A 12,117-nucleotide genomic window follows, 5' to 3' on the forward strand; every position below is an offset into this window, starting at 1 on the left:
GATTCGGAGTTGCGCGCATGAAATCCCGGAGCCTCCTCTCAGCGGCCGTTTCGGCGGTACTTCTCACGGGCATTGCGGTAACACCTGCTAACGCGTTCGAAGTGACCCCAGTTTCCTACGGTGGCTGCCACCTCCAGGCAACCCACGGCGATGCGCAGCTGCAATACGAATACGAGCAGATCTACAGAAATACCTTCGTTGATCTGGCAAAACAGCGGGTCCCTGCTGCAGCCGCCGACATTGAAGTATTGGCAGCCCACGGCCGCGCCACCGTCGCACAGCGGGGTAATGTCGCAGAACCCGATCACATCTATCAGCTCATTGAAAAGGTCAACGGGCTGTCGAATGCTGCAGGATACGGCGAATGGCTCGGTCTCGATATCCTTACCGCTGTGCGCGGCGAGTATGAAAATAGCTACCGCAACCTACAGGGAGTGACTAAACAGTACGGTCAGGCCCAAGCCCGCGCCCACGCTAACGAGACGGCGCAGGGCTACCACGAGCTTTTCCACCCAAAGCGCATTAACAAGTCGGGGCAGACGGACGCATGGTACGCCCTCGAAGCGGATGCCTTTGCTGCAGCCGAATCGACTAACGCGAGGTTCAACGCCTCGCTGCACGAAGCTTTCCAGGCATGCGCGAATGGCACCGCGCTTTACGACGACTCCGAGGACCTCCCACGAGAAGATATGTGGGTCAGCCCCGACGAAGTCGATGATATTAATTACGGCTTTGACAACGCGTCGTCGGCAATCGCGAATGGCGATCCCGCCCGCGCCCTGCACTTTGTCGGTCAGGGCATCCAGGGCGTGATCGCGCAATTCCAATCGCTACTCTTGCTGCCATTCCTTCCGTTCATTAACGCTTTCTTAAGTACCGGAAGCGGGAGCTCGTCGTAAAGCGAACTATGCCTTCAGCAGCGCGGTGACTGCATCGTCGAGCGTGGAAAGCTGATCGTTCATCATTTTGAAGCCCTCGCAGCCGTCGGCCGGGGTGACGAAATCCTCCGCGGAGGCGCGCAGTCGCGCTTGGGCACCGCGGGCGGAATCGGTGTCGTCGGCCTTGAGCGCCGATGAAAGCTCGTTAAAGTCGGTCTTGACCTGCGCTAAGTTCGAATGGTTTTCGCCGTGCACCTTAACTACGGTGTTCACAATCTTCTCGGTCTGAGGCAGCGTATCGACGATTGCCTGATGCAGAGCCTGGGTATTCGCGGTCATGGGAGTGTCCTTTCAGGAAGTAATTTTCTTTACATCCCTGAATCTACGAGCCCGGACCGTCAGGTTCCTTGAGCTAGATCAAAGATCGCCCAATTGGTGCGTGACCTTCTCCATCTGCGCGATCTCGGCGAGCCGGTCGGTGGACGCCATTCCGGTGACCACCACCACGGAGCCGTCGGCGGCGAGGACGGACATGATGCGGCGGTCGAACTCCTCCTTGTTGGACCAGCCGTTGATGAGGTAGCGCTCGTCGGTCACGTCGGGCTGGGCGAAGTCGGCGAGAGCGGGGGCCTGGCCGTAAAACTGGTCGCCATAAAAACGCGCGGTGGGGGAGAAGTCGACCGCACCAAGTGGCAGCTCGCCGCCGGATTCCTCGATGCCGCGACCGAAGGGATCATCGGAGACAACAACCACGTCGTCGGTCGTGGACCAGTCGTGGAAATTCTCGACGGTGGTGAAGACGATCTCGGCGTCGTCGCCAGTAAAAAGCGGCGTGCCGCCCGCGTTGTAAATACCGAGCGGAATCACGGCCGACTGCCATGAGATCGGCAGATCGATCCGGATCTGCGTGTCGTCGTCGGCGTCAAACTCCTGCAGCAACATATTGCCGATCTTGTTGGCCCAATTGTCCAGGGTGGTCGCGGAAAATTCCATGCGGGCGCCGGTTGTCTCGTTATAAACAGTCAGGCGGGGCGAGGCGGGATCGGTGCGAAGAAGTGGTTGCAGCAAGCTCATGCGAACCATCGTAGGCAAAAACCGCATGCGATGATTCAGCCAAAGAAAACACCAACCGGGGGTAATCGCATTATGTAAAAGTGATCGGTTCGAGCTTGTGTCCGTGGCGGCGTCGTTAGTGTAGTCCGAATCGGAACCCGACCGAATTAAGGATGTTTGCCATGGCCGATGAAAGTTCCACGACCCAGACTCAACCCCAGACTCAAGAGCGCTCGCTGACGGACACGATCCTTGGCGGGGTGGAATGGCTGGGAAACAAACTCCCCGAGCCGTTCGCCCTGTTTCTGGGCCTGTTTCTGATCACTGGTGTGCTCTCCACGATCATGGCGCTGATGGAGATTTCGGTCGAGGTCCCGGGATCAGGGGAGACGCTGGAAATCAAGGGTCTGTTCACCGGCGAGGGCATGGTGTGGCTGACCACCAACTTGGGCGAGAACTATATCGGATTCCCGCCACTTGTCACCGTGCTGCCCATCCTGCTCGCGGTCGGCGTGGCGGAGAAAACCGGCATGCTGGCGGCGATGATCCGGAAGCTCTTCGGCTCGGCGAAGCGCTGGATCCTGCCATATGCGGTGGGCCTCGTCGGTGTGACGGCCTCGGTGATGGCGGATGCAGCGTGGGTCGTGGTTCCGCCGCTGGCGGCAATGGTGTTCAAGGCGGCTGGTCGTCACCCAGTGGCTGGCCTGATCGGTGGCTTCGCCTCAGTCGGTGCGGGGTATTCCACGGCGCTCGTCCCCACCAGCCTCGATGCCCTGTTCGCGGGCATCACCAATGCGGTAATGGAAACACTGCCTGGCATCGAAACCACGGAAGTCAACCCGCTGTCCAACTACTACTTCAACGTCGTCTCGGCGATCGTGCTCGGCTTGCTCGCGGGCTACATCACCGACCGCGTCGTCGAACCGCGCTTGTGGAAACAAGACGTGCCAACCGAGCGGACCGACGATGATTCCGCCGAAGAAATCTCGCCGGTGCTCACCGCGCAGGAATCCAAAGGCCTGAAGGCCTCGCTCTTCGCGCTGGTGATCCTGACGATCCTGGTGCTCGTCGCCGTGCTTCCGTCCGGGTCTCCATGGCGTAACGACGAGGGCGGGTTCCTTCCCGCCTCGCCACTGCTTGACGGCATCGTCTTCCTCGTCTTCGCCTACTTCATGGTCGCCGGTCTGGTCTACGGCATCTACGTTGGCGCAATTAAAAACACGCGCGACGTGGTGGACATGATGGCGCAGTCGCTGATCGACATGATCGAATTCCTCGTGCTCGCCTTCATCCTCGGCCAGTTCGTGGCGCTGTTTTCCTGGACCGGTATCGGCACCTGGACCGCGGTCCAGGGTGCTGCCGGGCTGGAAGCAATTGGACTGACCGGATTCCCCGCGATCCTGGCGTTTATCATCCTGGCATCGTGTCTCAACCTGCTGATCATCTCGGGCTCCGGTATGTGGACACTGATGGCGGCGGTGTTCGTCCCCATGTTCGCGCTGCTCGGTTACGAACCTGCCTTTATTCAGGCCGCGTTCCGCGTCGGCGACTCGGCGACGCAGGTCATCACGCCACTGAATCCGTTTATGATCGTGATGTTGGGAATGCTCAAGCGCTACGAACCACAAGCGGGTTTGGGTACCTTGATCTCGCGCATGTTGCCGTACGTGGTGCCATTTTGGGTCTCGTGGGTCCTTGTTCTGGCAGTCTGGTACTACGTCGACTTGCCACTGGGTCCCGGTGTGGGCGTGTTCTTGGACAGCTAGCACCCGAATAATAAGGAGCGAAAGTGAATCCTTCTGATGCGTATCTCGCGCACATGGATGCGATTGTGCGCGAGAAAGTCCGCAGCATCGAATCGGCCCGCGCCCCGGAACAGGAGCACTACCTGGGTCAGGCAGAGCTCTGGCAGCGCGTTGCCGACCACGTCGAGCGCTACCGCGACGAGCTGAGTTTCATTGTGCGCGACCTGCACGCCAACCCCGAGCTCGCCTTCGAGGAGACTCGCTCGGCCGAGGTGCTCGCGACGACACTGGAGCGGCAGGGGTTCGTCGTGAAGCGAGGTGCCCATAGCCTGCCCACGGCCCTGCGCGCGGAGTGGCAGAGCGTGGACTTCGATCCGCGCCGTCACCGCACCATCGCGGTGCTCGCCGAATACGACGCGCTGCCCGGCATCGGCCATGCGTGCGGACACAACATTATCGCGGCCGCGGGTGTCGGCGGGTTCCTGGGAGCGGCGGGCATCGGCTCCGGCAAGATTGTGTTCCTAGGAACGCCGGCCGAGGAGGGTCACACGGGCAAGGAATACATGATCCGCGCGGGCATGCTTGACGACATCGACGCGGCGGTGATGGTCCACCCCTTCAACTACGACCTCTCGGCGCACACCTGGATCGGGCGGCGCACCCTCAAGGTCGTGTTCAAGGGAATCGCGGCGCACGCGTCGATGCAGCCGTATATGGGTCGCAATGCGCTCGATGCCGCAAACCTCGTCTACCAGGGCATTGGCCTACTGCGGCAGCAGATGCCGCCGTCGGATCGCATCCACGCAGTCATCGACGAGGGCGGCCACCGCGCCTCGATTATCCCCGAGCGCGCCGAGATGAGCATCTACGTCCGCTCGCTGTACGTGGACACGCTGATGGACTTAAGCACGCGTATCGACGATATCCTCACCGGCGCAGCCCTCATGGCCGGAGTCGAGGTGGAGCGTTCCTGGGATACACATCCGATGTCGCTACCCGTGCGAAACAACACCACCTTGGCCGATCGGTGGGCGCAGACGCAGGCAGCCCGGGGCAGGGAAGTGCTGCCCTTTGGAGTGCTGCCGGACTCCCAGGCCGCCTCCACTGATTTCGGCAACGTCTCCCAACTCGTGCCCGGTATTCACCCGACGATCAAGGTCGCCCCGCCCGGCGTCGCCCTGCATACGAAGGAGTTCGCCGACTACGCCGCGACCGATGCGGCGGTTACTGCCGCGATCGACGCGGCGGTGGGTTTGGGGCAGGTGATCGTCGATACGCTTTGCGACGACCACCTCATGAACAAGGCCCGCTCCGAGTTCGAGAACGCGGGCGGGCCAATTCGGGCGACTGATCTTAGGTGAAAATCAGGCTCAGACCAACGAGGACGGCCACACCGATGAGCGCGACGACGATGGAGACAACGGCAACATCCTTGTAACCCTGGCGGTGGGTGAGACCACAGACCAGCAGGAGGGTGACCACGGCGCCGTTGTGTGGGAGGGCATCGGCGAAGACAGACGCCATCGCGACGACGCGGTGCATGAGCTCGGCGCTGATTCCCTGGTCGACAGCCATGGTGGCCAGCTGGTCGCCGAAGGCCTGCAGCGTAATGGACATACCGCCAGAAGCAGAACCTGTAATACCAGCGATGACGGCGGTGGCTACGGCGCCGACGATCAGCGGGTTGTTACTGATGTTGAACAGGGAATCCTGGAAGGCAGCGAAGACGGCGAGGGATGCGACGACCGCACCGAAGCCAACCTCGGAACCGGTGGTGAATACGGGCAGCACGGACTTACGTGCGCCTTCGCTGATCGCCTCGACGAACTTGCGGGCGGAGCCAGGCTTGAGGGCGAACACCATCAGACACGCGATGACCAGCGCAATGGTCACAGACCAGACACCGATGACGGAGGTGATGTCGGTACTGCCGAACTTTTCCTCGGCAAGGTAGGAGGTATCCAGGCGTGGGCCGATGACGTAGGTGTACAAAGCGTTGATGGCCACCATGACGACGATCGGGAGCAGGCCGATAGCGTCCTTCCACTGCACACCCTTGGTTTCAGCGATAACCTCGGTGTCACCGTGGCGGGCAGCTGCGCCGCCGAGCTCGGCGAAGCCCAAGCCGCGGCCCGCCAGACTGGACTGGCGGTAGCGCAGCCAGCCGTAGCCGAGCGCGAAAGTCACGGCACAGGCAATCAAACTGAGCACGGGGGCTGCGAAGGTGGTCGTGCCGAAGTACGGAGTGGGGATTGCGTTGTGCACCTGCGGGGTACCCGGCAGTCCGGCCATGGCGTAGGTGAAGGAACCCAGCACGCTGGTCGCGGGCAGCAGGCGCAGGGAGACATCGCTTTGGCGGAACATCTCGCGTGCGATTGGCACGATGGTGAACGCGATGACCCACACGCTGACGCCGCCGTAGGTCAAAAGCGAGGTGATCACGACGGTGACCAGGATCGCCTGGTTCTTGCCGAAGACCGATGCGATGAAGCGCGCGATGTTTTCGGCGAATCCGCTGACCACCATCAGCTGGCCGAAGATGGCGCCGGTGAGGAAGAGCGGGAAGTAGCTGACCATGAGTGGGGCGCCGGAGAAGATCACGGCGACGAGTGCTGCGATCGGAGCGGCGACAACCACGGAGTGGCCGCGGTACGCCAAAGTGATCAGCAGGGAGAGGGCAAGGATGATTCCTAGGAAGGCGATGATCATGGGCGCACCCCTTCAGCCTGAGTGGATTGTGATGAGTTGGACAACGGTTGTCTCCTTTACCGATATGAGCCACAGTGATGGATCACTGTTATGGACATCACAGCTTTTGCTAAAAGACACAATCCCAGACGCCGACCTATTGCATCCAATACTTGTTTGAACCCGTGCTAATAAGAAAACTGCATAATTAAAGGCAAGGGAGGATGCAGCCCGCCTCCTGTCGCAGGCATAATGGAGTGTATGAATCCAACTTCCATCACGTTATTTTCGCCGCCCCGAGCCTCGGGAAAGCCGGACGAACTCGCACACATCCGCGATACAGTGCTGTCGCTGGCGGAGGAAGATGGAATCGAGGGCTTGGAATCTCCGCAGCTCACAGGCAGCGAGGTGACCTTCGGGCTACAGGCAGGCTTCGAGGACGACGTGCTCGCGTGGATCGACGACGTCGCCCTCTCCGAGGGCTACGGCCTGCGCACCGATGAGGAGGTGTTGCGTTTCGGCGACGAGGACGTCAGTTTCATGTACCAATTGCGTGGCGACGACGACCTCCGCCTCGGTGCGAGCCGCGCCGGGCTGGAGCCGATCGTGGAATCGATGACCGAGGACGAAGACTTCATCAAGATCACGCGCTTTAACATCGACGATCCGGGCGACGAGGACACCTATATCAAGGCGACCAACCTCGCCTCCTTGGACGGCTTTACGCTGGAGGTTTCGCCGCCGCGCCGCACCACGATTCTGGCCGATGCCACCCAGGCGGTGCAGGTAATGCAGCGCTGGATGGACGGGGAATCCTTAGCTGAGCTGTCGTGGTCGGACTAAGCCGTCGTAACTAGTTCACGCAGCGCGGGCCCTCGGAGCCTGCGGAAATCTCAGGCGCCACCTCGGCCTGGCCGAAGTCCGCGCCGGGAGTGCCCACGGGTGCCTCGGTTGAGGTCTCGGCGGCCGGAATATCCGACTTGGGGCCGGTGTAATCGTCGTAGGTCACCACGATCAGGGTGTCCGCATCAAGGCCCGCATTTTCGGTAACTTCCAGCCCGCCGAGCAGCTCCGCGAGGGCGCGTGCGCCGGGATCGGTGGCATCTGCCGCGACAACCTGGGAGCCGAAGTAGATGCCCTCCATAGCGTTGGAGGAACCTTCCACGTTGAGACCTTCCTCCTGCAGCCAGGAAGCTACACCGCCGGCCAGACCAGCAGTCGTGCCAGCGTTGAGCACCTGGATGCTGTAGGAATCGAGCACAGGATCCACGGCTGGGGCGGTGTCCTCGGTAGCCGGTGCATCTTCAGGATCCGGCTCGTCGGGCTTGGCCATGTCGTCCATGAAGGTGTGTACTTCGTTCGGATCGACGGTGACAATCGATTCGCCGTAGTCGCCGGTGCCGTCAATGGAGGTGACCGGGATGGTCGTAAAGGTCACGTTTCCACCCGCCAGGTTGGCCAGCTGGGACGCGAAGTCCATGATGTTCCAGCCCTTATCAATGGTCACCGAGCGTTCGACCGCGGTGCCCAGTTCGCTGAGCCGTGCGGGGTTGGTCAGCGTTCCTGCGCTGAGCACCTTCTGCACTAATGACGCCATATAGGCCTGCTGGCGCACAATCCGGTCGAGGTCGCCGCGTGGCAGCCCATGGCGCTGGCGTACAAAGGCCAGCGCCTCGGTGCCGTCGAGCGTGGACCGACCAGCCGGGAATTTCGCGCCTGAGAAAGGATCATCGACGGCCGCGTTCAGGCAAACATCCACGCCACCAATTGCGTCGGTGAGCAGGACAAAGCCGAGCAGGCCGACCTCGGCGTAGTGGTCCACTTCGACTCCGGTGAGTTCAGCTACGACATCAATCAGGCCCTGCTGGCCGGAAGAAGCGACAGCTTCCTCGAGTTTGCGGTCCTCTTCTTGGCCATCGGCAAGTAGCTCGGCGCGGCGATCGGCCGCATAGGAAGCGTAGACGCTATTGATCTTGATATTGCCGTAGTCTTCAGAATGGATATAGGTGTCGCGGGGAATCGAGACGGCATAGGCCTTTGATCCGTCGTTGGGCACACGGATCACCATGATGGTGTCGGTATTGAGCTCGCCATCGGCCTCGCCGGCGTTGAGACGGGCGAGCTCTTCGTCGCTAAGCGGATTGCCCTGCGCGTCTGTGCGCGAATCGGAACCGACGAGCAGAATGTCTGTCGCGCCGTCGGGCGCATTGCCTGTGGCATCGTCGCCGCCGAGCATGAGCTCCGCGCCGGAGATTTCGCCGCCGAGGCGACCGACCGTCCAATAACCAATGGCGGAGACGGCCAGGATGATCACAGCAATAATGGCCAGGAGCACCTTGAGGTACTTATTGCCCGTTTGGGAGACGTCCCGGAAGTGGCTTGGCGCGGGTTGAATATCGCGACTACTTCGATGGGAAGGACTCACGCGGTCACGCACCTTAAAACTGCTCGGGGTTAGTATTTCTCACCGTCGTCAACCGGGGTCACCCGCCTGCACGACACAAGTGGCCTAAATTATACGACACGCACCCGCAAAACCGAGATACGAATACGCGGCTCGGCGGATTCAGTAGGTAAGCTTGGCCCATTGTGATCATCAACGAACCCACCTCGGACGCACTGCCTGTCGCCGTGATCGCCGTGACGTACTCGCCGGGACGCCACCTCGCGCCGTTCCTGGAGTCGCTCCCGGAGGCCTCGCGGACTGGGACCTACGTCATTTTGGCCGACAACGGCTCGACCGACGGTGTGCCCGAGCAGGCTGCCAAGGACTACGAGAACGTTGAGTTTTTCCCGACCGGCGGAAATTTGGGTTACGGTCCGGCGATCAATGCGGCAGCTCGTCGTTTAGCCTCGCTTCGCGACGAGGGTGTGGTTCACCCCGACTTTTTCGTCATTTCCAACCCTGATGTGGAGTTCTTGCCCGGCGCCATCGACGAGCTCGTCCGGTGCCTCATCGCCGACGAGCGCAGGGGAGCGACCGGCCCACAAATCGTCGAAGCCGACGGCTCGGCCTACCCCTCGGCGCGCAACCAACCCAACCTGGTCACTGGCATCGGCCACGCGCTGCTGTCGAATATCTGGCCCGCGAACCCCTTTACCGCGGCGTATAAGCGGGGCGAAGAAATGGGCTCCGAGCGCGCGGCGGGCTGGCTCTCGGGCGCGTGTCTGGCCGTGCGTTTTTCGGCTTTCGAAGAGATCGGCGGCTTCGACGAGCGCTATTTCATGTACCTCGAGGACGTTGATTTCGGCGATAGGCTCGCACGCGCGGGCTGGGTCAGCCAATATTGCCCCAGCGCGAAAATCGTGCACGACCAGGGACATTCGGCCAACGAGCACTCCCAGCTAACGCTGCGGGCGCACCATTCTTCGGCGTACCGCTTCCAGGCCGATCGTTACCCAGAGTGGTGGCAGGCTCCCTTGCGTGGTGCGCTGTGGGCAGGATTGCGACTCCGCGAGGCCATTGAGTTGCGTCGTGCGGGCAAATCTTCCTGATAGTTTTAATTTTTAACACGTAATACTGAACACACGAGGTTAAACACGATGGTTGATCCTTCTTCGACTGACGCGGTCATTCTGGTCGGCGGACGCGGCACCCGCCTGCGCCCGTTGACCGTCAATACTCCGAAGCCGATGCTGCCCACGGCAGGATTTCCTTTCCTTTCGCACCTGTTGGCGCGCATCCGCGAGGCCGGGATCACCCACGTGATCTTGAGCACCTCGTTTAAGGCCGAGGTTTTTGAGGAGTACTTCGGCAACGGCGCAGATATCGGATTGGAGATCGAGTACGTCGTCGAGGAGGAAGCCCTGGGCACCGGCGGCGGCATCCGCAACGTCTACGACAAGCTGCGCCACGACAACGTCATGGTTTTCAACGGCGACGTGCTCTCGGGTGCGAACCTGGTCGACATCTTAGACACCCACGCATCCCACGACTCCGATGTCACCCTGCACCTGGTTCGTGTACCGGATCCCCGCGCGTACGGCTCGGTGCCCACGGACGCGGACGATAACGTCCTGGAATTTCTGGAGAAGACGGAGGATCCTCCGACCGATCAGATCAATGCCGGTTGTTACGTGTTCAAGCGCGAAGTCATCGAGCGTATCCCGGCGGGCCGCGTCGTCTCCGTCGAACGCGAGACCTTCCCGGGGCTGCTTTCCTCGGGTGCCAAGGTCGTCGGCCATGTGGATACGTCTTATTGGCGCGATATGGGCCGCCCGGACGATTTCGTCCAGGGCTCGTCCGACCTCGTGCGCGGCATTGCCTACTCGCCGTTGCTGAAGGGCAAGACCGGCGAGAGCTACGTCGACGAGTCTGCCGGAATCGCCGGCGGCGTGATCTTGGTTGGCGGTACGGCGATCGGCCGCGGCGTCGAGGTCGGCGCCGGATCGCGTATCGACGATTCTGTGCTCTTCGAAGGGGTCACTGTAGAACCCGGAGCGATCGTAAAGAATTCCATCATTGCGGCCGGGGCGACCATTGGCGCGAACGCGCGGATCACTGATTGTGTCATCGGTGAGGGCGCTGTTATCGGCGCTCGCTGCGAGCTGATGGGCGGAATGCGCGTCTGGCCTGGGGTTACGATTCCCGATTCGGGGGTTCGCTTTTCTCCTGACGCGTGAGCGACACGCCGGGGGAGCCTGAACTAGTTTCTCCATACGCAAGGGGGTACTACATGTAGTGCCCCCTCGCTGCACCCCCGTACCTGTGTAAATGTTACTCGTGTGACTGGAGTGGCGACTCACCTGGGGACGACCTTAAAGTGTGACGGCTTTCTTCGTTTTAGGTTGACGCTATTTGTGGAAACCGTGTTGAATCACATTTATGTAATTGCTCTGCCGCCCGAGTGACACCGAGCGTATGGTGGAAGCGACTACGTGGGAAATGCCCGCAGACAAGTATCTAAGTACATCAGTACCGACTACACCACAGGAGAAAGGACCTCGCGTGGAAGACATGGCTGAAAACGCAGTTCTCCGTGGCGGCGCCGCAGGCGAGATGACTCTCGATGAGTTGTTCGGCATCGTCGAACAGGAATGGCAGGACCAGGCGCTGTGTGCGCAGACGGATCCTGAAGCATTCTTTCCGGAAAAAGGCGGCTCCACCAGAGAAGCAAAACGCATTTGCCAGGCCTGCGCGGTCCGGGACGAATGTCTGGAATATGCCCTTGAAAATGATGAACGTTTCGGGATCTGGGGAGGCCTCTCCGATCGTGAACGGCGCCGTTTGAAAAAGCAGATCGGCTAATTTTCCAACTAGTTAGTACTGAAACCCAGGATCGATATCCGTGGGATCTAAGTTCAAATGATTTGCCACGAGAGCGGTCAGAATCCATGCCAGGAGTTCTGACCGTTCTTGCATGTTTGAGGTGCGCTGCTCAACGGGCATCCGAAAAATCACGATCCGGGCGCGGGTAGGGCGCCCTTGAGGGTCCACACCGGCCTGCAGAATGCGGCCCAGCGGCACCGGGCCGTCGGCCACGATATCGTCGGGAAGCAATGCGTCAGCCCGCAAGCGCATCCGCGGAACCGTGTCTACGGCAAGGTCGACCCCGACGAGCTGGTCGAAATACGCATTCTGCAGCGGAGCGTAGGCCTCTAGGACCGCCTGGTCGAAGCGCATGGAGCGGGTCCGGTATCGCGGCACCGCGACTGGCAAGAGGGGGCCACGAGATCCGCGACCGTGGCGGTCACGGCCGGGTCGCAGATGCAGTGCGTCGTGGGTGCTCATGGCTACATATAGTATTGCCTCG

Annotated in this window: 12 protein-coding genes; 7 read left to right on the forward strand and 5 right to left on the reverse strand. The window is 61.0% G+C overall.

All coding sequences use genetic code 11. The annotated features are described in order from the left end of the window. Positions 1 to 17 precede the first annotated feature (17 nt). Positions 18 to 899 (forward strand): hypothetical protein, encoded by an 882-nt coding sequence (locus tag A37O_RS0103540; protein ID WP_018296120.1) that lies wholly within the window; start codon positions 18 to 20, stop codon positions 897 to 899. A 6-nt stretch (positions 900 to 905) separates the two neighbouring features. On the opposite strand, the gene A37O_RS0103545 is transcribed toward A37O_RS0103540, so the two are convergent. Next, the gene (locus A37O_RS0103545; RefSeq protein ID WP_018296121.1) at positions 906 to 1,217 is read right to left on the reverse strand and encodes a hypothetical protein; all 312 of its coding nucleotides are present in this window, start codon (positions 1,215 to 1,217) and stop codon (positions 906 to 908) included. Between the two features lie 78 nt (positions 1,218 to 1,295). Further along, the gene (locus tag A37O_RS0103550; protein WP_018296122.1) at positions 1,296 to 1,952 is read right to left on the reverse strand and encodes a TIGR03089 family protein; all 657 of its coding nucleotides are present in this window, start codon (positions 1,950 to 1,952) and stop codon (positions 1,296 to 1,298) included. A 161-nt stretch (positions 1,953 to 2,113) separates the two neighbouring features. Here A37O_RS0103550 and A37O_RS0103555 point away from each other — a divergent pair, with 161 nt between their 5' ends. Both A37O_RS0103555 and A37O_RS0103560 read left to right on the forward strand, forming a co-directional pair. Next, on the forward strand, positions 2,114 to 3,697 hold the full coding sequence (locus tag A37O_RS0103555) for an AbgT family transporter (RefSeq protein WP_018296123.1): 1,584 nt from the start codon (positions 2,114 to 2,116) through the stop codon (positions 3,695 to 3,697). 23 nt (positions 3,698 to 3,720) lie between these two features. Next, positions 3,721 to 5,037 (forward strand): M20 family metallopeptidase, encoded by a 1,317-nt coding sequence (locus tag A37O_RS0103560; RefSeq protein WP_018296124.1) that lies wholly within the window; start codon positions 3,721 to 3,723, stop codon positions 5,035 to 5,037. Here A37O_RS0103560 and A37O_RS0103565 read toward each other — a convergent pair. After that, positions 5,030 to 6,385 carry a GntP family permease gene (locus tag A37O_RS0103565; protein ID WP_018296125.1) on the reverse strand — a complete coding sequence of 452 codons (1,356 nt, stop codon included), beginning with the start codon at positions 6,383 to 6,385 and terminating at the stop codon, positions 5,030 to 5,032. The two genes, A37O_RS0103560 and A37O_RS0103565, sit on opposite strands and share 8 nt — an antisense overlap. A gap of 231 nt (positions 6,386 to 6,616) precedes the next feature. Here A37O_RS0103565 and A37O_RS0103570 point away from each other — a divergent pair, with 231 nt between their 5' ends. Next, complete coding sequence (locus tag A37O_RS0103570) at positions 6,617 to 7,207, forward strand: hypothetical protein (protein ID WP_026196102.1); 591 nt, start codon at positions 6,617 to 6,619, stop codon at positions 7,205 to 7,207. A gap of 10 nt (positions 7,208 to 7,217) precedes the next feature. Here the strand turns inward: A37O_RS0103570 and A37O_RS0103575 are convergent, their stop codons facing one another. Next, complete coding sequence (locus A37O_RS0103575; protein ID WP_026196103.1) at positions 7,218 to 8,789, reverse strand: LCP family protein; 1,572 nt, start codon at positions 8,787 to 8,789, stop codon at positions 7,218 to 7,220. 164 nt (positions 8,790 to 8,953) lie between these two features. Here A37O_RS0103575 and A37O_RS0103580 point away from each other — a divergent pair, with 164 nt between their 5' ends. From A37O_RS0103580 to A37O_RS0103590, 3 genes are all read left to right on the forward strand, one after another. Then, a complete protein-coding gene (locus tag A37O_RS0103580; RefSeq protein ID WP_018296128.1) occupies positions 8,954 to 9,859 on the forward strand; it encodes a glycosyltransferase in 906 nt (301 codons plus the stop codon). A gap of 48 nt (positions 9,860 to 9,907) precedes the next feature. After that, complete coding sequence (gene manB / locus A37O_RS0103585; protein ID WP_018296129.1) at positions 9,908 to 10,987, forward strand: mannose-1-phosphate guanylyltransferase; 1,080 nt, start codon at positions 9,908 to 9,910, stop codon at positions 10,985 to 10,987. Between the two features lie 334 nt (positions 10,988 to 11,321). After that, positions 11,322 to 11,612 (forward strand): WhiB family transcriptional regulator, encoded by a 291-nt coding sequence (locus A37O_RS0103590; RefSeq protein WP_425386893.1) that lies wholly within the window; start codon positions 11,322 to 11,324, stop codon positions 11,610 to 11,612. Positions 11,613 to 11,624: 12 nt separating this feature from the next. Here A37O_RS0103590 and A37O_RS0103595 read toward each other — a convergent pair whose 3' ends face one another. Then, positions 11,625 to 12,095 carry a metallopeptidase family protein gene (locus tag A37O_RS0103595; protein WP_018296131.1) on the reverse strand — a complete coding sequence of 157 codons (471 nt, stop codon included), beginning with the start codon at positions 12,093 to 12,095 and terminating at the stop codon, positions 11,625 to 11,627. Positions 12,096 to 12,117 lie beyond the last annotated feature (22 nt).

Origin of the sequence: Corynebacterium lubricantis DSM 45231 (assembly GCF_000379425.1) — a bacterium.
Taxonomy (GTDB): Bacteria; Actinomycetota; Actinomycetes; order Mycobacteriales; family Mycobacteriaceae; genus Corynebacterium; species Corynebacterium lubricantis.

Coding starts and splice junctions, on each gene's coding strand:
- A37O_RS0103565 (WP_018296125.1), bottom strand. CDS start 6,385: ATGATCATCGCCTTCCTAGGAATCATCCTTGCCCTCTCCCTGCTGATC.
- A37O_RS0103550 (WP_018296122.1), bottom strand. CDS start 1,952: ATGAGCTTGCTGCAACCACTTCTTCGCACCGATCCCGCCTCGCCCCGC.
- A37O_RS0103570 (WP_026196102.1), top strand. CDS start 6,617: ATGGAGTGTATGAATCCAACTTCCATCACGTTATTTTCGCCGCCCCGA.
- A37O_RS0103540 (WP_018296120.1), top strand. CDS start 18: ATGAAATCCCGGAGCCTCCTCTCAGCGGCCGTTTCGGCGGTACTTCTC.
- A37O_RS0103545 (WP_018296121.1), bottom strand. CDS start 1,217: ATGACCGCGAATACCCAGGCTCTGCATCAGGCAATCGTCGATACGCTG.
- A37O_RS0103595 (WP_018296131.1), bottom strand. CDS start 12,095: ATGAGCACCCACGACGCACTGCATCTGCGACCCGGCCGTGACCGCCAC.
- manB (WP_018296129.1), top strand. CDS start 9,908: ATGGTTGATCCTTCTTCGACTGACGCGGTCATTCTGGTCGGCGGACGC.
- A37O_RS0103555 (WP_018296123.1), top strand. CDS start 2,114: ATGGCCGATGAAAGTTCCACGACCCAGACTCAACCCCAGACTCAAGAG.
- A37O_RS0103590 (WP_425386893.1), top strand. CDS start 11,322: ATGGCTGAAAACGCAGTTCTCCGTGGCGGCGCCGCAGGCGAGATGACT.